Annotated in this window: 21 protein-coding genes; all 21 read right to left on the bottom strand. The window is 62.3% G+C overall.

Annotated elements, in window-relative coordinates; translation table 11 throughout:
* Nucleotides 1-9: 9 nt before the first annotated feature.
* The 21 genes from Q390_RS0112945 to Q390_RS0112845 all read right to left on the bottom strand — a co-directional run bounded on the left by Q390_RS0112945 (nucleotide 10) and on the right by Q390_RS0112845 (nucleotide 24,067).
* Complete coding sequence (locus tag Q390_RS0112945; protein ID WP_027996449.1) at nucleotides 10-3,252, bottom strand: type I restriction endonuclease subunit R; 3,243 nt, start codon at nucleotides 3,250-3,252, stop codon at nucleotides 10-12.
* 100 nt (nucleotides 3,253-3,352) lie between these two features.
* Entirely contained in the window at nucleotides 3,353-4,429 is a 1,077-nt protein-coding gene (locus Q390_RS0112940; RefSeq protein WP_027996448.1) for a Fic family protein, read from the bottom strand.
* Between the two features lie 261 nt (nucleotides 4,430-4,690).
* Nucleotides 4,691-6,448 (bottom strand): restriction endonuclease subunit S, encoded by a 1,758-nt coding sequence (locus tag Q390_RS19575; RefSeq protein ID WP_211250463.1) that lies wholly within the window; start codon nucleotides 6,446-6,448, stop codon nucleotides 4,691-4,693.
* On the bottom strand, nucleotides 6,441-6,875 hold the full coding sequence (locus Q390_RS0112930) for a nucleotidyltransferase substrate binding protein (RefSeq protein WP_027996447.1): 435 nt from the start codon (nucleotides 6,873-6,875) through the stop codon (nucleotides 6,441-6,443). The genes Q390_RS19575 and Q390_RS0112930 overlap by 8 nt, the downstream gene beginning before the upstream one ends.
* The gene (locus Q390_RS0112925) at nucleotides 6,868-7,137 is read right to left on the bottom strand and encodes a DUF1016 N-terminal domain-containing protein (RefSeq protein WP_037472975.1); all 270 of its coding nucleotides are present in this window, start codon (nucleotides 7,135-7,137) and stop codon (nucleotides 6,868-6,870) included. The genes Q390_RS0112930 and Q390_RS0112925 overlap by 8 nt, the downstream gene beginning before the upstream one ends.
* A 1-nt stretch (nucleotide 7,138) precedes the next feature.
* Nucleotides 7,139-8,749 carry a class I SAM-dependent DNA methyltransferase gene (locus tag Q390_RS0112920; RefSeq protein ID WP_027996445.1) on the bottom strand — a complete coding sequence of 537 codons (1,611 nt, stop codon included), beginning with the start codon at nucleotides 8,747-8,749 and terminating at the stop codon, nucleotides 7,139-7,141.
* 236 nt (nucleotides 8,750-8,985) lie between these two features.
* Nucleotides 8,986-10,107, bottom strand: a complete 1,122-nt coding sequence (locus Q390_RS0112915; RefSeq protein WP_084153906.1) for a helix-turn-helix transcriptional regulator — start codon at nucleotides 10,105-10,107, stop codon at nucleotides 8,986-8,988.
* A gap of 125 nt (nucleotides 10,108-10,232) precedes the next feature.
* Complete coding sequence (locus tag Q390_RS0112910; protein ID WP_027996443.1) at nucleotides 10,233-11,441, bottom strand: acetyl-CoA C-acyltransferase; 1,209 nt, start codon at nucleotides 11,439-11,441, stop codon at nucleotides 10,233-10,235.
* A gap of 24 nt (nucleotides 11,442-11,465) precedes the next feature.
* Nucleotides 11,466-11,936 (bottom strand): MaoC family dehydratase, encoded by a 471-nt coding sequence (locus Q390_RS0112905; RefSeq protein WP_027996442.1) that lies wholly within the window; start codon nucleotides 11,934-11,936, stop codon nucleotides 11,466-11,468.
* 1 nt (nucleotide 11,937) lies between these two features.
* Nucleotides 11,938-12,723, bottom strand: a complete 786-nt coding sequence (locus Q390_RS0112900) for an SDR family oxidoreductase (protein ID WP_027996441.1) — start codon at nucleotides 12,721-12,723, stop codon at nucleotides 11,938-11,940.
* A gap of 120 nt (nucleotides 12,724-12,843) precedes the next feature.
* Nucleotides 12,844-14,007 (bottom strand): acyl-CoA dehydrogenase family protein, encoded by a 1,164-nt coding sequence (locus Q390_RS0112895; protein ID WP_027996440.1) that lies wholly within the window; start codon nucleotides 14,005-14,007, stop codon nucleotides 12,844-12,846.
* Nucleotides 14,004-15,149, bottom strand: a complete 1,146-nt coding sequence (locus tag Q390_RS0112890; RefSeq protein ID WP_037472972.1) for an acyl-CoA dehydrogenase family protein — start codon at nucleotides 15,147-15,149, stop codon at nucleotides 14,004-14,006. Before Q390_RS0112890 ends, Q390_RS0112895 begins: the two co-directional genes overlap by 4 nt.
* A gap of 122 nt (nucleotides 15,150-15,271) precedes the next feature.
* On the bottom strand, nucleotides 15,272-16,150 hold the full coding sequence (locus tag Q390_RS0112885; RefSeq protein WP_027996438.1) for an SDR family oxidoreductase: 879 nt from the start codon (nucleotides 16,148-16,150) through the stop codon (nucleotides 15,272-15,274).
* Nucleotides 16,151-16,154: 4 nt separating this feature from the next.
* Nucleotides 16,155-17,306 carry an acetyl-CoA C-acetyltransferase gene (locus Q390_RS0112880; RefSeq protein ID WP_027996437.1) on the bottom strand — a complete coding sequence of 384 codons (1,152 nt, stop codon included), beginning with the start codon at nucleotides 17,304-17,306 and terminating at the stop codon, nucleotides 16,155-16,157.
* A 16-nt stretch (nucleotides 17,307-17,322) separates the two neighbouring features.
* Nucleotides 17,323-18,399: an acyl-CoA dehydrogenase family protein gene (locus Q390_RS0112875; protein WP_027996436.1), complete on the bottom strand. Its 1,077-nt coding sequence runs from the start codon at nucleotides 18,397-18,399 to the stop codon at nucleotides 17,323-17,325.
* A gap of 12 nt (nucleotides 18,400-18,411) precedes the next feature.
* Nucleotides 18,412-19,566: an acyl-CoA dehydrogenase family protein gene (locus Q390_RS0112870; RefSeq protein WP_027996435.1), complete on the bottom strand. Its 1,155-nt coding sequence runs from the start codon at nucleotides 19,564-19,566 to the stop codon at nucleotides 18,412-18,414.
* A 16-nt stretch (nucleotides 19,567-19,582) separates the two neighbouring features.
* Complete coding sequence (locus Q390_RS0112865; protein ID WP_027996434.1) at nucleotides 19,583-20,338, bottom strand: enoyl-CoA hydratase family protein; 756 nt, start codon at nucleotides 20,336-20,338, stop codon at nucleotides 19,583-19,585.
* A gap of 32 nt (nucleotides 20,339-20,370) precedes the next feature.
* Nucleotides 20,371-21,495, bottom strand: coding sequence for an NAD(P)H-dependent flavin oxidoreductase (locus Q390_RS0112860; RefSeq protein ID WP_027996433.1), 1,125 nt, complete (start codon nucleotides 21,493-21,495; stop codon nucleotides 20,371-20,373).
* Nucleotides 21,492-22,397: an enoyl-CoA hydratase gene (locus tag Q390_RS0112855; RefSeq protein WP_027996432.1), complete on the bottom strand. Its 906-nt coding sequence runs from the start codon at nucleotides 22,395-22,397 to the stop codon at nucleotides 21,492-21,494. Before Q390_RS0112855 ends, Q390_RS0112860 begins: the two co-directional genes overlap by 4 nt.
* 9 nt (nucleotides 22,398-22,406) lie before the next feature.
* A complete protein-coding gene (locus tag Q390_RS0112850) occupies nucleotides 22,407-23,171 on the bottom strand; it encodes a CoA-transferase subunit beta (protein WP_027996431.1) in 765 nt (254 codons plus the stop codon).
* A gap of 17 nt (nucleotides 23,172-23,188) precedes the next feature.
* A complete protein-coding gene (locus Q390_RS0112845) occupies nucleotides 23,189-24,067 on the bottom strand; it encodes a CoA transferase subunit A (protein WP_027996430.1) in 879 nt (292 codons plus the stop codon).
* Between the last annotated feature and the right edge of the window lie 15 nt (nucleotides 24,068-24,082).

Here is a 24,082-nt window from a genome sequence, read left to right as displayed (position 1 = left end):
TAGAGCGGGCTACACCCAGCTCTGCCCCAGCGCCTCGGCCTGCTGCAAAACAAGCTCCACCGCTGCATCGGCAAAGTCTGGCGGGTATTTGTATTTGCGCAGGATGCGCTTGACCATCAATCGCAGGCTGGCGCGCACGCTCTCGCGCTGGCTCCAGTCCACGCTGATGTTCTTGCGCAGGTTGTCGGTCAGCTCGTGGGCAATTTCTTTCAGCGTCTCATCGGTCAGCTTTTTCACGGCCGATTCGTTATTAGCCAGCGCGTCATAAAAGCGCACCTCGTCCTCGCTCAGGCCCAGCACCTCGCCCCGGCTGGCGGCCTCCTTGAACTTCTTGGCCATCTCCACCAGCTCTTCCATCACCTGCGCCGTCTCGATGCTGCGGTTTTGGTAACGGGTGATGACGTTGGTGAGCAGGTCAGAGAATTTGCGTTGCTGCACCACGTTGGTGGCGAACTTGGCCTTGATTTCACCCTCTAGCAAACGCTCCAGCAATTCCACCGCCAGGTTGCGTTCGGGCAGGTTTTTCACCTGGGCCAAAAATTCTTCGTCCAGCAGGCCGATGTTGGGTTTGTCCAGACCCACGGCGTCAAAAATATCCACCACGCTATCGCTCACCACCGCCTGACCAATGATTTGGCGGATGACAGCCTCGCGCTGCTCGTCGGTCTTTTTCTGCGCCGTGGTGTCACGCTTGGTCAGGATGACTTTGACGGCTTGGAAAAACGCCACCTCCTCGCGCAGCGCCTTGGCTTCATGAAGCGTGCAGCACAGGCTGAAGGCCTTGCCCATGGCCAGCGCCGCATCGGCAAAGCGGCGCTTGCCGTCCTGCGAACTGTCTTTGTGCTCTGCCCGAATGCCCAGCACATGGTTGGCAGCACCCGCCAGCGCCTTGTGCCCGCCGGTTAAAAAACCCGACCAGTCATGGCCGTGCAGCAGGGTGCGCAGCACATCCATTTTCTCCAGCAGCAGCGACAGCGCCTCGTGCGCGTCCACCGTAGGTTGGCCCCGGCCTTTGCTGGCGGTGTATTCCTTCATCGCCGCCTTCAGCTCGTTGCCGATGCCGATGTAGTCCACCACCAGGCCGCCCTGTTTGTCCTTGAACACGCGGTTGACGCGGGCAATCGCCTGCATCAGGTTGTGGCCCTTCATGGGCTTGTCCACGTACATGGTGTGCACACAGGGCGCGTCAAAACCCGTCAGCCACATGTCGCGCACGATCACCAGCCGCAGCGGGTCGGCAGGGTCTTTGAAGCGCTTTTCCAGCCGCTTCTTCACCTGGCTGCTGTAGATGTGCGCTCGCAATAAAGCCTTGTCGCTGGCACTGCCGGTCATGACGATCTTGAGGGCGCCCTGCTCCGGGTCACTGCTGTGCCAGTCGGGGCGCAGGCGCACGATTTCATCGTAGAGGTGCACGCAAATGTCGCGGCCCATGGCCACCACCATGCCTTTACCGTCCTGCGCTTGATTGCGCTCTTCAAAGTGCGCCACCAGGTCGGCCGCCACGCTGGCTATGCGCGGCGCAGCGCCCACCACTTTCTCCAGCGCCGCCCAGCGGCTTTTCAGTTGGGCCTGGGTGCTTTCTTCTTCGTCCTCGGCCAACTCGTCCACTTCGTCGTCCAGCAGCGCCAGCGCGTCGTCCTTCAAACGCAACTTGGCCAGACGGCTTTCGTAATAGATGGCCACCGTGGCGCCGTCTTCTTTGGCCTGCTGCATGTCATAGACATGGATGTAATCGCCAAACACGGCGCGCGTGTCGCGGTCGGTGCTGCTGACCGGCGTGCCGGTGAAGGCGACAAAGGTGGCGTGTGGCAGTGCATCGCGCAGGTGCTGCGCGTAACCCGCCTGGTAGCTGGTCTTGTATTCCGGCACCTCGAATTCAGCCAGCAGCGCACTGCTGCCGGCATCGCCAGTCACTATGCCTTTAGTAGCTATTAGCGCTTGCCCATCAAGCGTTTGAGGCTGATTTGGCTTAAACCCCGTCTTGCGCGTCTTGAGCTTGGCCTCAAAGCCGTACTGCGTGCGGTGCGCCTCATCCGCTATCACCACGATGTTGTGGCGGGCAGACAGCACCGGGAACAAATCCTCGTCCTCGCCCGGCATGAACTTCTGGATCGTCGCAAACACAATGCCGCCCGAGGGTCGGTTGCTCAGCAACTCACGCAGGGCTTGGCGTGTGGTGGCCTGCACCGGCTGCTCGCGCAGCAAATCCTGCGCCAAGCTGAACACGCCAAACAGCTGGCCGTCCAGGTCGTTGCGGTCGGTAATGACGACGATGGTCGGGTTGGCCATCGCCGGCTCCTGCATCACGCGGGCGGCAAAGCAGGTCATGGTGATGCTCTTGCCGCTGCCCTGCGTGTGCCAGACCACGCCGCCTTTGCCACGCTTAGTAGCTTCCTCTCCTTCACGCGAAGCGGCCACCACATGCTCAATGGCCGCGCGCACCGCGTGGAACTGGTGGTAACCGGCAATCTTCTTGACCAGCTGGCCGTCGTCCTCGAAAAGCACAAAGAAGCGCAGGTAGTCGAGCAAGTATTGCGGCGCCAGCACGCCACGCACCAGCGTCTCCAATTCGTTGAACTGGCCCAGCGGGTCGAGCTGCACGCCGTCAATCGTGCGCCACTGCATGAAGCGCTCGGCATTGCTTGAGAGCGACCCCAGCCGCGCCTCGCTGCCGTCCGCAATCACCAGCACCTCGTTGAACTGGAACAGGTCGGGCACCTGCTCTTTGTAGGTCTGAATCTGGTCGTAGGCCTTCCAGATGTCGGCGTTTTGATCGGCCGGATTCTTCAGCTCCAGCAGCACCAGCGGCAGGCCGTTGACGAACAGCACGATGTCGGGCCGGCGTGTGTGGTGCGGACCTTTGACAGTGAACTGGTTGACCGCCCAAAACTCGTTGCGCGATGCATTCGTCCAATCCACCAGCCGCACAAAGTCGCCCCGCGTCTCGCCGTCCTGCTGGTACTGCACCGGCACGCCGCCGATCAGCAGTTTGTGAAACGCCCGATTCGCCGCAAACTGCACCGGCAAGCCGAGGTTTTGCACCTGCTGCACCGCGTCCTCGCGGGCGGCGGCGGGGATGCTGGGGTTGAGCCGGGCGATGGCAGCGCGCAGGCGGGCGAGCAGCAACACCTCGCGGTAGTGGGCGCGCTCGGGCTGCTGGCCATCGTGCGCAATGTCTGGCCCGCGCTGCACCACATAGCCCACGTCTTGCAGCCACGAGAGCGTTTCTTGTTCGAGTTGGTCTTCGGTCATCGAGCTACTCCCTCATGTTCATGTCATCGACATGACACCTCTGATATGTTTATTTTTTTACTTTAAATCGACATGTTTTTTGCATATGTCGATTCCATCGTCATTTCACCAACTCAGAAAACAGCGCGTCGTTGATGTAATACATCTCCCGTCCTTGCTTGCTGGAGCGCAGCACGCCCAAGCCCGCCAAGGTCTGAAGGTAGCTGGATGCGGTCTGGCGCTTAGCGATGTTGGCGTCCACCAGAAATTGAATCTTGGTGTACGGATGTTGAAAAATCGCTTCAATCAGGTCTTTGCTGTAGATGCCCGGCGCTTGTTGCTGCACTTGCTCGCGCACCTGCTCCATCAATAGCCGAATGCGGGTTACTTGGTCGAATGTCTGCTGTGCAGTGCTTTCGACGGCGCGCAGCATGTACAGAATCCAGCTCTCCCAGTCCTGCCGCTCGGTTACGCCGCGCAGCCCTTCGTAATAGCCCGGCTTGTTGGCAATGATGTAGCGCGACAGGAAGAGCACTGGACTATCCAACAGCCCTTGCTCCACCAAATACAGCAGATTCAAAATGCGCCCGGTGCGGCCGTTGCCATCCTCGAAGGGGTGAATGGCCTCAAATTGGTAGTGCATCACGGCCATCTTGACCAGCGGGTCTAAGTCGTCCTGCGCATGGATGAACTGCTCCAAGTTGGCCAGCTTCTCGCGTATGACAGCCTCACCGACCGGGGGCGTGTACACCACCTCGTTCAATGCGTTTTTTAACGCCGTATTCGGCACCCTGCGCACGCCCAAGTCCACTTGCTTGATGGTGCGAACGATGTCGATAAACAGATTGGTGGAGAGCGGGCGTTCCTTCAGCTGGCGAAAGCCGAAGTTCAGCGCTTGGCGGTAGCGCAGCACTTCCTTGGTGTGTGGGTCGGTTTTGCCATCGGCATCGGCATCGGCGCGGTACAGCTCATCGTTGGTGGTAACGATGTTTTCAATCTCGGACGACAGCCGCGCCTCTTGCAGCACGATGCTATTGATGAGTACGCCTTGATTCGGTATCTGCGCTGCCAAGCCCCGCAGATTGGCCAGCACCCGATTGGCGGCAATCGCTTGTTTCAGCACCGCCTTGGTTTCCAGCTCCATGGCTGGTGGCAGCAGCGGCAGGTCGTTGTAGGGTTGGTTGCGGTCAAAAGACATAAAAGAGCGTTCTCAGGAAAGAGGACATGTCTAAAAAACCGCGATTTCTATGCACGTCAGTGGCCATGTGTATAGAAAAAGCGGTTTTTTAGACATGGTTTGGGGCTGTTTTGAGGCGCATTGGCACAAAATAGTAGTCAAATCAGCATCTAGCCCTTTAGATACGTGCGCTTGCAGCTATCGAATAAGTAGCAAAAACACATTAAAGTTTTCTTTAACAGGCTGCTGGGTCATTAAAGAATTCTTTAATGTGCCGCTTTGTCACGCCGCAGCCACCAGCGCCTGTGCCTCGGGCAGCCGCAACTGGCCGGCAATCAGGCGCGGCAGCAGGGTGTCGCGGAGGGTGGCAAGGGTTTGGGCTTGCTGCACATTGCCGAAAATTCTTCTATGAATAGGTGCAACGACAAGGTCGAAATGATCGAGGGCGGACTTGTTGGGCTTGACCACCAACAAGCGCTTCATATCCGCAACCGTCACATGCCCAAGCCCGGTTGTTTGCTTGTTGCGAGCCAATTCAGCGAACACTGGCCGGAGATGCTTAAGTGTTTGAAGTACGAAGGATCGCGCTTCTGATGAGTGCGGCAGCACGCGGAAGATATGTTGGTTCAACCAAGCTTCGTCGTGGGTCCACACGAAGGTGTCAATCGACGTATCAGGGTTGCCAGACCATGAAAACAAGATGTCGCCAGTCTCGATGCGGTACTTGTTTGGCATGGCGACGTCCGAATATGCAGTCTGCGAAGTAACGCCCGCTTTAAGCTCCGCGATCTTGATGATAGGAAGCCCACGGCAGTCAGTATTTGGTTCGAATGCCTTGTAGGCAGCACCGTTGATATAGGTGGCCAGCTCATAGATGGGAACGGTGCTCCACCCCCTCGGCACCACCCCCAACTCCGACTCCTCCAGCCCATCCGGAAACAGCGCCGCCGTGGCCTCGTCCATGCCTTCGGGGGCGCGGCCTTCCATCTTGGCGCGCACGGGGTCGAAATCGACAAACCACGACTTGAACAGCGCCTGGGCGATGGCTTCGAGCGGGGCGTTGGTTTCGCGCAGGAGAGTGATGCGATCGTCGAGTGCGCCGAGAATTGTTGCTATTTCCCATTGAATTTGCAGCGGTGGCAAATCAATGGGAACAGCCGAAAGGATGCCGGTATTCAAATTCGGCATCGTAGCCCCAACGGCATGACGTATCAGCCAATCCTTGATTTCAGGTAATCGCAGGTAGTGCGAAATGAATTTGGCGCTGGAAATGGATTCATTACCCAGTCTGACTTTCAAGCATCCTGTGCCGCAAAAAAAACCGACTTCGTGTTCGCGAATCAAGGCGTTTTTGGTGACATCACCACGCCTACTGAAAACAATATCGCCAAGTTGCAGCTTGTGTTGAGAAAGACGCTCCACGTCTGATTGGTCAATTCTGGCGATGCCATCAAGAACGATGCCGCTCTCGCCAATATTGGTAGGCATGACTACAGGAATCCCTACCTCCTTGTAATCAGACGTGTGCAACTGACTGCCAAAAGGGCCGGTTTGGATTGCCCCGCCTTGGGCTGTACAAATCTGACCGAGGGTGGTGGATTTCCACTCCCCCTCGTAGGTCGGGTTAGCGCAGCGTAACCCGACATCTTCGGCACCCACCGCCGCTGGCTCGTCGGACATCTGTCGGGTTACGCCCTTTGGGCTAACCCGACCTACGGGGGCTGCGGGGGCGTTTTGCACCACCACCCTGTCCCGCTCAATGATTTGGCGAAACTCCGCACTGGTGCTGGCCCAATCGACCACATCCACTTTCCACGGCAGGTCGGACTCGGAAAACGCCTCGGCCAAGGCGGCGGATGCGTCGAGTGACAGCGGCACTTCGCCGATGACGGCCAAATCCAAATCAGAAAATTCTTTCGCTGTCCATTTGGCGCGCGAGCCAAAGGCCCACACCTCGCGGTCTGGCACTTGCTTTTGCAGGATGCCCTGCACGATGCGCCACAGGTCGGGGCGAACATCTACCAAAGGGCGCTCAAGCATTGCGTGCCTCCAAGCTGGCCAGCAAGGCCTGCGCATCGCCAATGAACAGCAGCGTGCCTTGGTACACCTGCTGGGCTTTTTCGTGGTTGTAGGTGTGGGCGGTGAGGTTGCGCATTTGCCGGTAGCGAAACCACGCTTCGACATCGGCAATCAGCCCCTTTTCTGCCGCCACGCGCAGCACGTCGCGGAAATTGCTCTCATCCACCTCACTCGGACTGGCTGACTCCAGCTCAATCTGGCGGCGCAGCATCTTGAAGCCGACTTCGTAGACGAATTCAAAATTTTGAATCACGCCGGCGATGAGGGTGTTTTGCACTTTGGACGACTGCTGGTTGAACCAGTCAGCGTTGCTGACCACTTCCAAGCCGTCCTCTAGTGAAGCCACTGCGCGGCGCAATGCGTCTAGGTCGAGTTTTGTATCAGCCATTGCGTGTTTCCTTGGAATTGTCACCATCAAATTGCGAAGCAGCCTGCTTCGCAATAGGCGTTGACTGGCCCGCGCTGAGTTGGGCAAGAAAGCCACTGCCCCAGGCGTGTTTGCCCTGCTGCGCTGCAATGTCGGCCCCCAGTTCCCAATAAAACTGGAGCATGGCAGTGTTGACCGCAACTGCCGCTTTGAGCTGAACTTGGCGGTAGCGGGTTTTGAGGTCGCCCAGACATTGGCTGTAGGCAGGGGTGATGGTGGCCATCTCAGAACTCATACCCCAGCCCTCCCAACTTCACCCGAATCAGCGCATCCAGCTCCGCGCCCTTGGCCATCTGCTCGCCCAGTTTTTCCGTCAGCTTTTGCATCTTGTCGGCGAAGGCTTCGTCGTCGTCTTCGACTTCTTCGGCGCCGACGTAGCGGCCGGGGGTGAGCACATGGCCGTGCTGGGCAATCTCGGCCAGGGGGACGCTGCGGCAGAAGCCGGGGATGTCCTGGTACGCGGCTGGGGAGCCCTCACCCCCGCCCTCTCCCAGAGGGAGAGGGAGTGAATCCGCAGACAGGGGAAGTGCTTCACCGCGCCAAGCGGCGACGGTGTTAGCGATGCGGGCAATCGCTGCGTCGTCCAGCTCGGCCTGCACGCGTGAAATCATCTTGGCCTGTTTGCGGGCGTCGATGAAAAGCACTTCACCCTTGCGCGTGGTTTTCTGCTTGGCCAGGAACCACAGGCAGGCGGGGATTTGCGTGTTGAAGAACAACTGGCCGGGCAGCGCCACCATCACCTCGACCACATCGGCCTCGACCATGGCGGCGCGGATCTGGCCTTCGCTGTTCTGGCTGCTGCTCATCGAGCCATTGGCCAGCACGATGCCGGCGCGGCCGGTGGGCTTGAGGTGGTGCAGCATGTGCTGCAACCAAGCGTAGTTGGCGTTGCCTTGCGGCGGGTCGCCATAGACCCAGCGCGGGTCGCCCTCCAAGCTGCCGTGCCACCAGTCGCTGATGTTGAAGGGCGGGTTGGCCAGGATGAAGTCGGCGCGCAGGTCGGGGTGCTGGTTGCGCACAAAGGTGTCGGCAGGCTCGCGGCCCAGGTTGTAGTCGATGCCGCGAATCGCCAAGTTCATGGCGGCCAGGCGCCAGGTGGTGGGGTTGCTTTCTTGCCCGTAAATGGACACATCGTTGATCTTGCCGCCGTGCGCTGCGATGAACTTCTCAGACTGCACAAACATGCCACCGCTGCCGCAGCACGGGTCGTACACCTTGCCGCTGTGCGGGTTGAGCACGGCCACCAGGGTTTTGACGATGCTGGCGGGCGTGTAGAACTGGCCGCCGCGCTTGCCTTCGGCGCTGGCAAACATGCCCAGAAAATATTCGTACACCTGCCCCAGGGTGTCGCGTGCCACGTCGGGCGTGGCGCCAAAGCCGATGGTCGATACCAAGTCCACCAGCTCGCCCAGCTTGCCGTCGGGCAGCTGCGCACGGGCAAAGCGTTTGTCCAGAATGCCTTTGAGCTTGGGGTTGTCACCCTCGATCAGCGCCAGCGCATCGTCGATGCGTTTACCAATCTCCGGCTGCTTGGCCTGGGCGCGCAGCTGCTCCCAGCGGGCGCCTTCGGGCACCCAGAAGACGTTGGCGCTGACGTAATAGTCGCGGTCGTCCAGCTCGGCGGCCAGGTCTTCGGGGGCGGCGTCGCCGTAGTAGTACTCGTCGTCCGGGTCGCTCAGACGCACGGCCACTTCAGCGCGGCGCGCGGCAAAGGTGTCGCTGATGTATTTGAGAAAGATCAGGCCCAGCACCAGGTGCTTGTATTCGGCTGCGTCCATGTTGGCGCGCAGTTTGTCGGCCGTAGCCCAGAGGGTTTTTTGGATGTCGTCGAGCATGGGATGGGGTGGTGGGCGCTGCCACTGAGCGCCATATCACGCTGACCATACCACCGGATTTGCATCCTGCCCGGCTGGGCAGGATCGGCACCCAGGAGGGCCGCCCTAGCGGCGCACCCCGGCTGAAGAAATAAAGTCAAATCAGGCTTAAACCCTTGCTGGGCAAGCGCTATAAGCTATCAATATAGCAGCTATCAGGGTGTATGCACCGCTGCGTACACACCCTGCTCTAGCGCTTACTCGCCAGCGCTCAGCCAGGCCACGCTATTGAGAAAAATACGCACCAGCTCGGTCTGGCGGCGCACGCCGGTCTTGGAGAAGATCGAGCGCAGGTGCGCGCGCGCGGTGTTGCGCTTGATGTGCAGGACCTCGGCCGCTTCCTCCAGCGACAGGCCGTTGGCCAGCTGGATCGCCAGCGCAGTTTCGGCCGGCGTGAGGCGAAACAACTGCTGCGCCAGTCGCACCGGTGGATCCACCCGGCCCTCGGTATCGCGCACAAACACGGCGACGCTGGGGCGCTGTTTGCCCTCGGTCCACTGGTCGGAGGAAATGCTCTGCACGATCAGCCCCCAGCTCAAGCGCCCCGAGGGGCGATTGATCGGCATGGCTTCGTTCACCGACAGGCGTGCCGCGTGGGTGTTGACCAGCGCACTGCGCACCAGTGCCTGCAGCGCGCGGTTGTCGTCGGCATAGGACGCGGTCAACTGCTTGCCGACCACGCTCAGGCCATCCTTGGCATCCAGGATGGCAGTGGCGGCCGGGTTGCATTCAATCACCTCGCCGTTCTGGTCCAGCACCACCACGCCGACCATCATTTGCGCCATGGCGTGGCTGTACAAAGTGCTGACCTTGCGGTCTTGGTGGATCGACAGGTGCAGATTCAAGGCACGCTTGATGTGCGGAATCAGCAGACTGCAAAAACGGATGTCATCTTTAGAAAAATCAGGCGCCGTCTCCGGGCGGGTGACGCGAAAACCATAGACACCGCCATTGCGCGTAGTGATGTCGGCGGCAAGCACATGGAACACGCCCTGCGCCGCGCAGTAATCGCGGTAATAGCTGGATGCGCGCCATTCTTGCGGCGACAGCACATCGCTGATGGTGACCAGATGGTCGGGTTTCATCCCGGTGAAGGGACTCATGGCGATATAGGGATTGCCGGGGTCGAGACTGGGCTGGTTCTGGCCGGCCGAGACGATCAGGCCGATGTCGTCAGTGGTTTCGGTGCGCACAATCAGCGAGGCGTAATTGCCGTCCATGATCTTGCGCACCGACTCCAGAAAACTGACCCAGCCCGCCTCATCCAGGGCCGCGTCATATACCGCCCCTAGGATCTGGCTTAAAAATTCTGGCGACATGTTCTCGCCAAGGGAAAATTCAGATGAGATGTCTTGCAAGGTCGCTGCTTTTAAGTCGTTGAATTCATTGAAAATGAAATGCTCTTTTGTCCCACGACGGAACAGAGCAGGACTTTTTATGCCGCCTATGCTATTTCAAACAGCCCGGCCGCGCCCATGCCACCGCCAATGCACATGCTGACCACGGCATATTTCACGCCGCGCCGGCGACCTTCGAGCAGCGCGTGACCCACCAGGCGCGCGCCCGACATGCCAAACGGGTGACCAATAGAAATCGCGCCACCGTTGACGTTCAAGCGCTCGTCGGGGATGCCCAGCGTGTCGCGGCAGTGGATCACTTGGCAGGCAAAGGCCTCGTTGATTTCCCACAGGCCAATGTCGTTGACCGTCAAGCCGTGGCGTGCCAGCAGCTTGGGGATGGCAAACACCGGGCCAATCCCCATTTCGTCGGCGCCGCAACCGGCCACGGCCACGCCGCGGTAAATGCCCAGCGGCGCCAAGCCCCGGCGCTGCGCTTCGGCGGCGCTCATCAGCACCGAGGCCGAGGCGCCGTCGGACAGCTGCGAGGCATTACCGGCAGTAATGAATTCGCCTTCGGACACCCACTGGCCGTTCTTCCAGACGGGCTTGAGCTTGGCCAGGCTTTCCAGCGAGGTGTCGGCGCGGTTGCCTTCGTCCTGCAGCAAAGTGACGGTTTCGTTGCCGGTGACGTTGCCTTCCTTGTCAAACAGTTGCTTGCTGGTGGTCATCGGCACGATTTCGTCGGCGTACAAACCGGCCGCTTGCGCCGCAGCGGTGCGCTGCTGGCTGCGCAGCGAATACTCGTCCTGCGCCGCGCGCGAGATGCCGTAGCGGCGGCTGACGATTTCAGCCGTCTCGATCATCTGGATATAGGCCGTGGGCATGGCCTCCAGCACCGACTTGGACTGTGCGCGGTAGCTGTTCTTGTGCTTGTTCTGCACCAGCGAAATCGACTCCAGCCCGCCGGCGACGGCAATGTCCAGCTCGCCACAGACGATGCTTTTGGCGGCGGTAGCGATACTCATCAGGCCCGAGGCGCACATGCGGTCAATGGCCATGCCGCCGACGCTGTCGGGCAAACCGGCGGTATAGGCGCACAGGCGGCCCAGGTTGTAGCCCTGGTTGCCCTGCTGCGCGGCAATGCCCAGCATCACATCACCGACATCAGCGCCAGCCACGCCGACTTTGTCCAGCGCAGCGCGGATCACATGGCCGCCCATGGCGGGCGCTTCGGTGTCGTTGAAGGCGCCGCGAAAAGCCTTGCCGATGGGCGTGCGGACGGTGGAAACGATGACGGCGTCTTGGGGGTTCATGCAAATACTCTCAATCAAAAATCATCAAACTTCATCGAAGTAGAGGCGGCTGATGGTGTCCACCACACAGCCGGGTTTGTCGCTGCCGTCGATCTCGACGCTGATGCGCACGGTGACTTGCACGCCGTCGCCTTTGACCGGCTCGGCCGCCACCACTGCACCTCGGCCACGCACGCGCGAATCGACCTTCACCGGCGCGGGAAAACGCACCTTGTCGCAGCCGTAGTTCACGCCCATCTTCAGGCGCTGGTAGCTGACCAGTTGTGGCAAAAACAGGTTGGCCAACGCCAGCGTCAAATAGCCATGCGCCACGCACACGCCAAACGGGCCGTCCTTGGCGCGCTCGGGATCGACGTGAATCCACTGGTGGTCGCCAGTGGCTTCGGCAAAGGTGTTGATGCGCTGCTGGTCGATAACGACCCAGTCGGTGTGGCCCAAGTCAGTGCCGACCGCCGCCAGCACGCCGGCGACGGAATCAAACAAAGCAGTGGTCATATCAAGCGTGCTGCGAGCTGACCGAGACCACTTCGCCGGTCATGTAGGACGAGTAATCGCTGGCCAGGAAAATCATCACATTGGCCACTTCCCAGGGCTCGGCGCCGCGGCCAAAGGCTTCTTTGGCCGACAGCTCGTTTAGCAGTTCTTCGGAGGCGGATTTCTTCAAAAAAGCGTGGATGGCAATCGACGGCGCCACGGCGTTGATGCGGATGCCGAACTCGGCCGCTTCCATGGCGGCGCAGCGCGTCAGCGCCATCACGCCGGCCTTGGCCGCCGCGTAGTGCGCCTGCTCGACCTGGGCGCGCCAGCCCAGCACCGAGGCGTTGTTGATGATGACGCCCTTGCCACGCGGCTGCATCACCTTCAGCGCCGCGCGCACCATGCGGAAGGTGCCGGTCAGCGTCACGTCCAGCACCTTGTGCCACTCGCTGTCTTCCATGTCGACCACGCGGCGGCTGGTGCCTAGGCCGGCGTTGTTGACCAGCACGTCGATGCCGCCCATCTGCGCTTCGGCAGCATCCACCAGCGCCTGCACTTGGGCTTCCTGGCTGACGTCGCACAGTTGGCCGTAGACCTCCTGCAAACCGGTGGCCTTGCGGATGGCCTCGACCGCCTCATTCAGGCGGCGCTCGTGCACGTCAGAAATAAACAGGGCACGGCAGCCCTCTTCGGCCGCACGTTGGGCGACGGAAAAGCCGATGCCGGCACCAGCAGCGGCCGTGACCAGCATAGATTTACCACGCAACAGGCCGTGGGCGGGAACGTAATCGGGAGCAGGCTTCATGGGGTCAACATCCATCAAAGTAAGACAGCCCCATGGTGCAAGCAGGCCCGCCAAGCGGCATCGTCTGCATGGACGATGAGCCGGGCGGGCCTGTAAAGAGCGTGCTAAAAAATGGGCTTTTTAACGCGGCATTTGCAATGCGCGCTCCGCCATCATGTTGAGTTGAATTTCGTTGCTACCAGCATAGAGGGTGTCGGAGCGGCTTTCCAGCCAGAGATGCTGCAATGTGCGGTGCAGCGGGTCACCCGCATCAATGTCGGCCTCCCTCCCCAACACATCCATGGCCAGCTCGCCCAGCGCACGGCGCCAGTTCGACCAGACGTATTTGCTGATGCTGGCGGCGCGCGGCGGCGCACCATCACCCGACGTGCGCAGCGCGTGGCTGCGCAGTGTCTCCAAACCCAGCGCGGCGTGCGCCAGACGCTGGCGCAGCAGCGGGTCGTGCACGGCACCATTGCGTTGGGCGACGGTGATGAGCTGCTCCAGCTCGCTTTTGAAATGCGCCTGCTGGCCCAGCGTCGAGGCGCCGCGCTCGCAGCCGAGCAGGTACATGGCGACGGCCCAGCCCTGCCCCGGCGCGCCCAGGCTCAAAGTCCCTTCGGTGCGGGCACCGTCCAAAAACACCTCGTTGAATTCCGAGTCGCCGGTGATCTGGCGGATCGGCCGAATCGTCACCCCGGCTTGGCGCAGCGGCACCAGCAGCAGCACCAGCCCCTTGTGGCGCACCGAGCCGGCCTCGCTGCGCGCCAGCACAAAAATCCAGTCCGACTCTTGCGCCCACGACGTCCAGACCTTCTGGCCGTCGATCACCCATTCACCCGTCTCGGGATCGATGCGCGCACGGGTGCGCACCGCCGCCAGGTCGGAGCCGGCGCCCGGCTCGGAATAGCCCTGCGCCCAATAGGTTTCGCCAGCCAAGATGCCGGGCAAAAACCGCGCTTGCAGTTCGGACGAGCCGTGCGCCATCAACGTCGGTGCCAGCAGCGTCTCACCAATGTGGCCCAAGCGCCTCGGGCCGCCGCAGCGCGCGTATTCCTCGTGAAAAATTACCTGCTGCGCCAGCGGCAACTCACGCCCGCCGTGCGCCCGCGGCCAGCCCAATCCCGTCCAGCCGCCTTGGGCCAAGTGCTGCTCCCAGCGCTTGGCCAGCGCGGGTTCGTAGCCGGGCGAGCCTAGGCCGCCGGCGTTACGCAGCGGCTCAAACTCGCCGCACAGGTTGGCGGCCATCCACGCGCGCACGCTGGTGCGAAAGGCTTTTTCTACCTCGGTTTCTTGCAGGTTCATACGGCCTCCTTGGGCGTGTCCTTGGACGTGTTGAGCAGTTGTTGTGCCACCTGCTCCAGCCACCACGCGGGCGCGCCCAGCCGCTGGCTGGAAGCTTGCGCACGGCGCAGGTACAGGTGCGGGTCGTACTCCCAGGTAAAGCCGACGCCGCCGTGCAGGTGCAGCGCTTCACGGGCGCAAAACTGCGCCGCTTCGGTAGCGGCGACGCGTGCTTGCGCGGCGTAGAACAGCAGCGTCGCCGCAGCCGGCCCGGTATCGGCCATGCAGGCCGCGCCATAGACGGCGGAGCGGGCGCTCTCCAGCACCACCAACATCTGCGCACAGCGGTGTTTGACGGCTTGGAAACCGGCAATCGCCCGGTCAAACTGCACACGCTGGGCGGTAAACGCCAGCGTCAAATCCAAACACTGCTGCGCGGCGCCGACTTGCTCGGCTGCCAGCGCCATCGCGCCGATGTGCAGCGTGCGCGCCAGCACTGCGTCCAGCGCCGCGCCTTGACCAATGCAGTTTTCTGCCGGCAGCGTGACCGCGCTGCACTGCACAGCGGCTATCCGGCGCGTGGTGTCCAACGTGGTCAGGGCCGTGACTTGCACGCCAGCGGCGTCCGCCGGCACGAGGAGCAACACGCTGTGCCCGGCGTCGTCCTGCGCCGGCAACAGCAGCACATCGGCCATCGCGGCGGAGCCGACTTGCGGCCATGCGCCATCCAACGTCCAGCCGCTGGCCGTACGTTGTGCGCGGGCGGTGGCAAAGACCCACTCGGTGCCCAAAGCCAACGCGGCTTTTTTCTCGCCGCTGGCCAAAGACTCGAGCCACTGCTGCGCCAAAGCGCTATCGGGCAGTTCGCGCAATGCGGTCGATGCCAGCGCCACGCTGTCAAAAAACGGCACGCAGGCCAAGTGGCGCCCTAGCTGCTCTTGCAGCAGCACCAGTTCGACCACGCCCAAGCCCAAACCATTCACCGATTCAGGCAGGTGCACGCCGCACCAACCCAGCTCGGCGATGCCTTGCCAAAGCTTGTCGTCAATGCCGCTAGCGCCTTCGCAGGTGGCGCGCACGGCGGCGCTGGTGCTGGCTTCTTGCAGAAAAATGGCAGCACTGTCGGCAATTTGCTGCTGCTCGTCGCTGAGAGAAAGATCCATACGGGTGTCCATCCAAAAGAGCAAAAATATGCATCAAATAGGCTTCTAGCCCTTTAGATACGTGCGCTAACAGCTATTGTTTTAATATCACAATAACTCACCAACGCACCGCCTGCCAGCCATCAGCTGCCCCAGACCTTTTGCGCCGGCACGGCTTCTGCCAGCAGCGCGTCAATCACCGGACCGAGTTCGGCCACGTCCCAGCGTGCGCCCTTGTCGCGCGTCGCGTCGGTGCGCCAGCCGTCGCCAATGGAAATGCGGCCGCCTTGGCTTTCAAACATTTTTCCGGTGACATGCGCCGATTGGCTGCTGCCCAACCAGACCACCAGCGGCGCGACGTTCTCGGCCGCCCAGCCGTCAAAACTGCCGTCACTGGGTGCCTTGACCATGTCGGGCATACCGGCTTCGGTCATCGCCGTGCGTGCCGCCGGGGCCAGTGCGTTGGCGGTGACGCCGTAGCGCGCCATTTCAGCGGCCTGCACCAGCGTCAGCGCGGCAATACCACCCTTAGCCGCCGAGTAATTCGACTGGCCCACCGAACCTTGCAAACCCGCGCCGGAGCTGGTGTTGATGATGCGCGCGTCGATTGTGTTGCCGGCTTTGGCGGCATCGCGCCAGCGCTTGCCCAGCAGATTCGCCAGGCAAAAGTGGCCCTTCAGGTGCACGCGCATCACTTGGTCCCAGTCGTCTTCGCTCAGGCTGACGAACATGCGGTCACGCAACACGCCGGCGTTGTTGACCAGCACATGCACTTCACCAAACGCGGCCACGGCGGCATCGATGATGGCTTGCGCGCCAGCCATGGTAGTGATGTCGCCGTTGTTGGCAATGGCCTTGCCGCCGGCAGCGGCGACTTCGGCCACCACCGCTTCGGCGGCGTCCAGACGGATGTCGTTGACCAGCACATTGGCGCCTTCAGCGGCAAACGCCAGCGCATAAGCGCGGCCCAAGCCACCGCCAGCGCCGGTGATGATGACAGTACGGTGGTTACAAATAGCCATGGTTTTAGATTCTTTCAATAATGGTCACGTTGGCTTGGCCACCGCCTTCGCACATGGTTTGCAGGCCATAGCGACCACCGGTGCGTTCGAGTTCGTGCAACAGCGTGGTCATCAGCTTGACGCCCGAAGCGCCCAGCGGATGGCCGAGCGCCATCGCGCCGCCGTTGACGTTGGTGCGCTCGTGCGGGTAGCGGGTTTCTTTCAACCACGCCATCACCACCGAAGCGAAGGCTTCGTTGATTTCGACCAGGTCGATGTCATCGAGCTTCATGCCGGCGCGCTTCAGCGCGTACTCGGTGGCGGCAATCGGCGCCGTCAGGTGCCAGATCGGGTCGTCCGCACGCACGCTGATGTGGTGGATGCGGGCGCGCGGCGTCAGGTGGTAGCGCTTCAGTGCCGCTTCGGACACCACCAGCACCGCAGCCGCGGCGTCGCAAGTCGAGCTGGACACCGCAGCGGTAATTTTTGGATAGGTCGGATCGACCGGCTGCAACGTGGCCAACTTTTCCAGCGTGCTGGAGCGCGCGGTCTCGTCCATGCGGAAGTCGCCGAACGGCACGATCTCGCGGTCAAAACGGCCTTCAGCGATGGCGCGCAGGGCGCGGTCGTGGCTTTCTTTGGCAAACACTTCCATGTCGGCGCGCGACAAACCCCAGTGGTCGGCAATGCGCTGCGCGGCATAAAACTGGTTGACGGGGGCATCGCCAAAGCGTGCCTGCCAGCCCTTGCTTTCGGCAAACGGCGTGGTGAAACCCAAGGGCTGTCCGGCCAGCATGGCCGAGCTGATCGGGATGGCGCTCATGGTCTGCACACCACCGGCCAGCACCACGTCTTGCGTGCCGCTCATCACCGCCTGGGCGGCGAAATGCACCGCCTGCTGCGACGAACCGCACTGGCGGTCGATGGTGGTGCCGGGCACGTGCAGCGGCATACCGGCGGCCAGCCACGAGGTGCGGGCAATGTCACCGGCCAGCGAGCCGATGGTGTCCACACAACCAAAAATCACGTCGTCGTAGTCCTCGGCCGGCACGCCGTTGCGCTCGACCAGTGCTTTGATCACGTGGGCACCCAGGTCAGCGCCGTGGACGGCGGCCAAGGAGCCGTTGCGCTTGCCAGTGGGCGAGCGCAGCGCGTCAACAATAAAAGCTTCTGCCATGGCAGGGGTCTCCAAATCAGGAAGGGGTGTGGAAAGTGGCGCCGGGGCCGAGCAGGCTGCTGTCGTGCAGCAGCGCCTCAAACAGGCGTTCTTTATGGAAAGCGCGGTCACCCCAGGTGGCGTCCAGCACCCAGGCGCGCTTCATGAACATCTGCAAATCGACTTCCCAGGTGTAGCCCATGGCGCCATGCACCTGGATGCCCTTGCGCGCCGAAAACCAGCCGGCGTCGGCGCAGACCAGCTTGGCGTGCGAGACGCGCACCGCGGCATCCGGCGCCTGGCTGGCCAGCGCACTGGCGGCGCGGTACAGCACCGGCTTGGCAAATTCAATCTTGGTGACGACATCGGCCAGGTGGTGCTTGACCGCCTGGAAAGCGCCAATCGGCTTGCCAAACTGCTTGCGCTGTGCGGCGTAATCGACCGTCAAGTCCAACATGCGCTGCGCCAGACCGATCAGTTGGCCCGACACATTCAGCGCGCCCCGGTTCACCAGTGCATCGGCCAGCACCTGGCCCGCAGCCGCATCGGCAATGCGCGTGGCCGGCGATGGCGTCCAGACCACGGTGGCCAGCCGGCGCGAGGCGTCGATACTGGCGCACGGCGTGACCTGCACCTGTGCGGGCGCCAGCGCGTGCCACTCGGTGCCGCCGTCGCAGGGGTGCGCCAGCAGCAGCAGGTCGGCCAGGTGGGCATCGGCCACCCAGGGGTTGACCGGATGACCCAGCGCTATACGGGCGCTGCCGTCGGCAATGCGCGCCAGCCAGGTGTTGCGCACCGGGTGATCCTCGGGCAGCGCCACCAGGAGGCCAGTGGCCAGGTAGGCGGTGTCGGCCAGCGAGTCGGGAATGCCGAAGTAACCCAGCTCCTGCGTCATCAGCGACCAGTCGACATCGCCCATGCCCAAACCGCCGTCGGCCTCGGGCACCGACAGCGCGGTCAGCCCCTGCTCGGCCAGTTTGGCGCGCAGTTCGGACGAGCGACCGACGTCGGTCTGCCAGATCTCGCGCATTTTTTCAGGCGCGGCCTCGACCATCAGGAAGCGGCTGACCGAGTCACGCAGCGCTTGCTGGTCTTCATTGAAAGTGAAATCCATGGTCGGCCTCGTTCAGTACTTGGGCAAACCGAGCATCCGCTCGGCAATGATGTTGCGCTGGATCTCGTTGCTGCCAGCGTAGATCGAGCCGGCCTGGGCAAACAGGAATCCTTCGAGCCAGTCGTGCGTCTCGGGGTCGTCGCACAGTTCGGCGCGCGGACCCAGGATGCGCATGGCGGTCTCGTGCATGTCCAAGTCCAGCTCCGACCAGAAAATCTTGTTGGTGCTGGCCTCGGCGCCAATGCGCGCGCCGTGTTGCACCCGGCTGACCGTGTGGTACGAGGCCAGGTTGTAGGCCTCGGCGCCCATCCAGGCGCGCACTACCGCTTCGCGGATCGACGGGTCGCGGTCGGCGCTGGCCTGGTGCTTGCGGTACAGCGCCAGCAGTTTTTGTGCCGTGCGCTGGTAGCGCGCCGGCGAGCGCAGCAGCAAGCCGCGCTCAAAGCCGGCGGTGGCCATGGCCACGTTCCAGCCCTGGCCTTCGTCGCCCAGCAGGTTCTCCACCGGCACGCGCACATCGTCAAAGAAGACCTCGGCAAACGCCTGCTTGCCGTTCAGCGCCTGGATCGGGCGGATGGTGATGCCGGGGGTATCGAGCGGCACCAGCATGTAGCTCAGGCCATGGTGGCGGCTGGAGTTGGGGTCGCTGCGAAACAGGCCAAACAGCCAGTTGGCAAACAGCGCGCGGGTGGACCAGGTTTTTTGGCCCGTCAGCACGTAGTGGTCGCCGTCGCGGATGGCGCGGCTGCTGATGGCGGCCATGTCCGAGCCGGCGTTCGGCTCGCTCCAGCCCTGCGCCCACATGTCGTCACAGCGCGCCATGCGCGGCAGGAACCTGGCTTTTTGTTCGGGCGTACCAAACTCCATCAGCGTCGGGCCGAGCAGCAAGATGCCGTTCTGGTTGACGCGAAACGGCGCATTCGCTGCGGCGTACTCTTCTTCAAAAATCAGCCAGTCGATCAGGTCGCAGCCGCGCCCACCTAAATCCTTGGGCCAGGTGACGCTGCTCCAGCCGCCTTCGGCCAGCACGGCTTCCCAGCGGCGGTGCTGCTCAAAGCCTTCGCGCGTGTCGTAGCTGGCAAATTTTTCGCTCGGCACATGGCTGTGCAGCCAGTCGCGCACTTCGACCCGGAAAGCCTGTTGCGCAGGGGTGTAATTCAAGTCCATGGGGGTGTCCTCGGGTTCAGAACTTGGCGTCGCGCTTTTCGACAAAAGCGCTGCGGGTTTCGCCAGAGTCCGGGCTCATATAAGCCTGCAGGGTAAACCCTTGCTCCCAGCGGTATTTGGCTTCCAGGTCGCCGTCCTCGATGCCGGTCAGCGCCTCCTTGGCGATGCGGATCATGGTGGGACTCTTGGCGGCAATCTTGCCGGCGATCTCCAGCGCCACGTCACGCAGCTGCTCGCGTGGCACCACGCGTTCGATGGCACCCAGGCGCAGCGCTTCGGGCGCGCCGATCATGTCGCCGGTAAAGAACAGGTAGCGCGTCTTTTGCACGCCAAACATGCGCTGCAAGTGCGCTGCGCCGCCCATGGCACCACGATCGACTTCGGGCAGGCCGAAGGTGGCATCGTCGGCGGCAATCACGATGTCGGCGGCGCCGCAAATGCCAATGCCGCCGCCCAGCACAAAGCCCTGCACGGCGGCAATCACCGGCACCTTATTCAAGTGCACCGCCTTGAAGGTGGCGTAGTTGCCGGCATTGACGTCCAAAATCAGCTTGTCGTTGCTGGCCAGCTCTTTGATATCGACACCGGCGCAAAAGCCCCGGCCTTCGGCACGCACGACGATGACGCGCACTTCGGGGCGCTCGCCCAGCGCGTGAATTTCAGCGGCCAAGCCGTTCCAGCCGGCGGCGTTGAGGGCATTGACCGGCGGGCGGTTCAGCGCCACTTCGGCCACGCCGTTGTCGTGCACCTGGGAAGAAAATTGTGAGTTCATGCTTGCGTTACCAGTTGGGTCTTCGGGTGTGGTCAGGCGGCTTGCGCGGCCGGCAGGGCCAGCGGCGCGGTGGTCATTGCATTCAGTGCGGCGCAGCGCGCGCAGGCCTGGTCGACGATGCCCGAGATCACCTGCTCGCAGGAGTCAAGCTGGCCAATCAGCGCCGCCACCTGGCCGGCGGACATCACGCCCTCGGCGGGCTTTCCGTCGACCATCGAGCGCTGCAACAGCATCGGCGCATTAGCGGCCATCACCGTCTGCGCGGCGCTGCCGGGGTCTTCGCGCAGGCCCTGCCACAGCACGCCCAGCGCGTGGCTGGAGGTCATGCCGGTCTGCGCCTTCCACTGCAAGGCCAGCTTCACGGCGATGCGCAGGCGCTTAAAGGGCGAAGCCTTCTCCAGCATGGCCAGGTATTCGTTGGGAATCATGCGCTGCGGCATACCGTCCACTAGGTACGAAATCTGGATTTTTTCGGCGTCGCGCGTCGCCAGGTAGCGTTTCAGCGTCACCTCGGGCACGCCCGAGTCGCTGGTCATCAAAAAGCGCGTGCCCATGGCAATGCCCTGCGCGCCAAAGGCCAGCGCCGCCAGCAAGCCGCGCCCGTCGTAAAAACCACCGGCGGCGACCACCGGCACCTGCACCGCATCGACCACCTGCGGCAGCAGCACCGTGGTCGGCACTGAGCCGGTATGACCGCCGCCCTCGCCGCCCTGGATAGTGATGGCGTTGGCGCCCATCTCGATGGCTTTTTGTGCGTGCTTGAGCGCGCCCACCGTCGGCATACAGACGATGCCGGCATCGCGCAGGCGGCCAATCACCTTCTTGTCCGGCCCACGGCCATAGCTGACGGCGCGCAGCTTGTGCTTCACCGCCAAGTCCAGCAGCTGCTGGGCATTGGGCTGGAACATGTGAAAGTTCAGGCCAAACGGCTGGTCACCGGTCAGCTCGCGCACGCGGACGATTTCACTCTCCACGCGGTCGGCGGCAATGGTGGCACCGGCCAGAAAACCAAAGCCGCCAGCGTTGGTGGTGGCTGCCACCAGCGACGAGCCGGCGACCCAGCCCATCGCCGTCTGCACGATGGGGTAGCGGCAGCCCAGCAGGTCGCACAGGGGGGTGCGCAAATCGTGCGCAGAAGAATGGGTGGCGGTGCTCATGCGCTGTCCTTTTTGTTGGCTTGCACCATCGACTTGGCGTCGTGCCCGCCCAGGTGGCCGGCGCCCAGCACCTGGCTGTGCGCGTGGGCAAAGTGGTGGTAACCAAAAGCCATGTCCATGGTCGAGCGCAGGCCTTGCAGCTCTTCGACGCGGTTGATCACCGTCTTGGTCAGCGCCAAACCCAGGCGCGGCTGCTTGGCGATGCGGGCGGCGATGTCGTAGGTCTGCGCTTCAAGTTCATCACGCGGCACCACGCGGTTGACCATGCCCATCATGTAGGCGCGGTCGGCTTTCATGCGCTCGCCCAAGAACAGAAATTCTTTGGCAATGCGCGGATTCAATTCGTGCACATGGGCGAAATACTCCACCCCCGGAATGCCCATGCGCACCACCGGATCCTGAAAAAAGGCATCGTCGCTGGCAACGATCAGATCGCACACCCAGGCCAGCATCAGGCCGCCGGCAATGCAGCCACCCTGCACCATGGCAATCGTCGGCTTGGGGAGGTCGTGCCAGCGCCGGCACATGCCGAGGTAAACCTCTTGCTCGCGCGAAAACATTTGTTCGGCGCCGGGCTTGTTGGTGTGATCCCACCACAGGCTCTCGCGCTCAAAAGATTTATTGATGTCACGACCCGGCGTGCCAATGTCATGGCCGGCACTGAAGTGCTTGCCGACGCCGCGCAGCACGATCACCTTGACGTTGTCGTCATCGACCGCGCGGCGAAAGCAGGCATCCAACGCGTAGGTCATCTGCGAGTTCTGCGCGTTGTTGAAGTCTGGGCGGTTCATGGTCAGGGTGGCGATGCCGTCCACGGCCTGGTACAGCACCGGCGCGTCGGTCTCGTAAACCGATGCGTCCTCGCGCTGCACAAAGTGGTCACCCGGGTCGTTGTGGCTCATGGGGAGAACTCAGTTCAGCACCGAGGCGCGCAGGTTGTGGGGGTCGAGCCGCGCCAGCAGCGCCAGTTGCGCGGCGGTGGGTGCAGCGGTTTCAGGCACGCTGGCGGGCATGTGCAGCTCAAAGCCGGTGGCCTCTTGCACCTGCGCAGCGGTCACACCGGGGTGTACCGAGCGCAGTTGGGCTTGGTGGTTCGGGCCGCCAAAGTCGATGACTGCCAGATTGGTAAAAATCAGGCGCACATCAATATCGTCCAAGCTCCAGCCCCGCGCCAAACGCGCTGGGTTGTAGCCCACCGAAGCCACCATATCGACCTCGCCCGCCACAAACACCTTGGTGCTGTGGTTCGGCACAAAGAACGAGTTGGCGTGGCTGATCGAGTTGCCCGGAAAACCGCGCACACCCAGCATCATCGACTTGGGTTTGTCGTAGTCGCTGCCAATCATCGAGATGTTGGCCTGACCAAAGCGGTCGACTTGCGTTGGCCCCACCATGGCGTGGCGCTTGCCGCTCCAGACGTTGTCAAAGATGCGGGTAAAACCCATCCAGCCTTCGCGCTTGATTTGATAGCCATTGCGCGGGCCGATCGGCACCGGCTCGCTGACCAACCAGGCCTCGGAGTCGGTCATCATCAGATCGGTATTGCTGGACAACATGCTCATCGATGCCGCCAGGCGCGGCACGATGCCAATGCCGGTCGCCAACACTTCGCCATCGTTAATCCACGCATCGGATGCAGCGCAGATGATGCGGTCTACCAAAGAAAATTCACTCATGACACGCTCTCCCGTCGTCAAAACACTGGCAGCGGCAACTGGTGCACCGCTTCGAGACCACCGATACGCTCCAAATACTCGGCGTGGGTGCAATGCACATAGCGCGCGGCATATTTCTGCCAGCCGCCCTCTTCCTTGGCGCTGGCGGCGTATTCCTTGAAGTGCTTGACATCAAAGCCATACAGCGGCGCGCACGAACTCGGGTGGGCGCCGGCTGGCACATGCACCACGCCGGTGGTGTGGGCGCGCTCCCAGAACACCTGGCGCGAGGCGTCGCGGCCTTCAAAGTAGCTGCTATCGACCAGCTCGTCGCAGCTGACAAAGCTTTGTTTGGCCGCGCGCACAAAGAGCTCGTCCATGTAGATGTCCGGGCCATCGACCTGGCAGACACCGCGCGCGTCAGCGCGGTCCACATGCACCAGCGCCACATCCAGATTCAGCGCCGGCATGGCCACCCACTGGCGCTCGTCGTAGGGCGAATCGACCAGCTTGATGTTCGGGCTGCGCTTGAGCACGTCGGTGCCCAAGCCCAAGCGCGAAGGGATGAAGGGCACGCGCATGGCAGCGGCGCGCAAACCGAGCAGCATCATTCCTTCGTCGATTTCCATGATGTCCATACCGCCGCTCTGGCGCGCCTGGCGAAAGTAGGGTTCCAGCGGAATGAAGTCCAGCGTGACGAAAGCAAAAATCAGCTTTTTTACCTTGCCGGCGACGCACAACATGCCAACATCGGCACCGCCATAAGCCACCACCGTCAGGTCTTTCACGGGGCTGCGCAGAATCTCGCGGATCAGCGCCATCGGTTTGCGCCGAGGGCCCCAGCCGCCGATGCCGACGGTCATGCCGTCTTTGATTTGCGCCACCGCTTGCGCGGCAGTCATATTTTTGTTGGCCATAGCTCTCTTGCTCTC

Source organism: Simplicispira psychrophila DSM 11588 (assembly GCF_000688255.1).
GTDB classification, from domain to species: domain Bacteria; phylum Pseudomonadota; class Gammaproteobacteria; order Burkholderiales; family Burkholderiaceae_C; genus Simplicispira; species Simplicispira psychrophila.
This window is presented reverse-complemented; position numbering and strand designations above follow the sequence as displayed.

What these genes read in the sequence shown, in the direction of transcription:
- Q390_RS0112855 (WP_027996432.1), bottom strand. Translation starts at nt 22,397, where the DNA reads ATGAGCCACAACGACCCGGGTGACCACTTTGTGCAGCGCGAGGACGCA.
- Q390_RS0112850 (WP_027996431.1), bottom strand. Translation starts at nt 23,171, where the DNA reads ATGAGTGAATTTTCTTTGGTAGACCGCATCATCTGCGCTGCATCCGAT.
- Q390_RS0112930 (WP_027996447.1), bottom strand. Translation starts at nt 6,875, where the DNA reads ATGGCTGATACAAAACTCGACCTAGACGCATTGCGCCGCGCAGTGGCT.
- Q390_RS0112945 (WP_027996449.1), bottom strand. Translation starts at nt 3,252, where the DNA reads ATGACCGAAGACCAACTCGAACAAGAAACGCTCTCGTGGCTGCAAGAC.
- Q390_RS0112885 (WP_027996438.1), bottom strand. Translation starts at nt 16,150, where the DNA reads ATGGCTATTTGTAACCACCGTACTGTCATCATCACCGGCGCTGGCGGT.
- Q390_RS0112845 (WP_027996430.1), bottom strand. Translation starts at nt 24,067, where the DNA reads ATGGCCAACAAAAATATGACTGCCGCGCAAGCGGTGGCGCAAATCAAA.
- Q390_RS0112910 (WP_027996443.1), bottom strand. Translation starts at nt 11,441, where the DNA reads ATGAACCCCCAAGACGCCGTCATCGTTTCCACCGTCCGCACGCCCATC.
- Q390_RS0112880 (WP_027996437.1), bottom strand. Translation starts at nt 17,306, where the DNA reads ATGGCAGAAGCTTTTATTGTTGACGCGCTGCGCTCGCCCACTGGCAAG.
- Q390_RS0112940 (WP_027996448.1), bottom strand. Translation starts at nt 4,429, where the DNA reads ATGTCTTTTGACCGCAACCAACCCTACAACGACCTGCCGCTGCTGCCA.
- Q390_RS0112925 (WP_037472975.1), bottom strand. Translation starts at nt 7,137, where the DNA reads ATGGCCACCATCACCCCTGCCTACAGCCAATGTCTGGGCGACCTCAAA.
- Q390_RS0112870 (WP_027996435.1), bottom strand. Translation starts at nt 19,566, where the DNA reads ATGGACTTGAATTACACCCCTGCGCAACAGGCTTTCCGGGTCGAAGTG.
- Q390_RS19575 (WP_211250463.1), bottom strand. Translation starts at nt 6,448, where the DNA reads ATGCTTGAGCGCCCTTTGGTAGATGTTCGCCCCGACCTGTGGCGCATC.
- Q390_RS0112890 (WP_037472972.1), bottom strand. Translation starts at nt 15,149, where the DNA reads ATGGATCTTTCTCTCAGCGACGAGCAGCAGCAAATTGCCGACAGTGCT.
- Q390_RS0112875 (WP_027996436.1), bottom strand. Translation starts at nt 18,399, where the DNA reads ATGGATTTCACTTTCAATGAAGACCAGCAAGCGCTGCGTGACTCGGTC.
- Q390_RS0112900 (WP_027996441.1), bottom strand. Translation starts at nt 12,723, where the DNA reads ATGAAGCCTGCTCCCGATTACGTTCCCGCCCACGGCCTGTTGCGTGGT.
- Q390_RS0112895 (WP_027996440.1), bottom strand. Translation starts at nt 14,007, where the DNA reads ATGAACCTGCAAGAAACCGAGGTAGAAAAAGCCTTTCGCACCAGCGTG.
- Q390_RS0112920 (WP_027996445.1), bottom strand. Translation starts at nt 8,749, where the DNA reads ATGCTCGACGACATCCAAAAAACCCTCTGGGCTACGGCCGACAAACTG.
- Q390_RS0112860 (WP_027996433.1), bottom strand. Translation starts at nt 21,495, where the DNA reads ATGAGCACCGCCACCCATTCTTCTGCGCACGATTTGCGCACCCCCCTG.
- Q390_RS0112915 (WP_084153906.1), bottom strand. Translation starts at nt 10,107, where the DNA reads ATGTCGCCAGAATTTTTAAGCCAGATCCTAGGGGCGGTATATGACGCG.
- Q390_RS0112905 (WP_027996442.1), bottom strand. Translation starts at nt 11,936, where the DNA reads ATGACCACTGCTTTGTTTGATTCCGTCGCCGGCGTGCTGGCGGCGGTC.
- Q390_RS0112865 (WP_027996434.1), bottom strand. Translation starts at nt 20,338, where the DNA reads ATGAACTCACAATTTTCTTCCCAGGTGCACGACAACGGCGTGGCCGAA.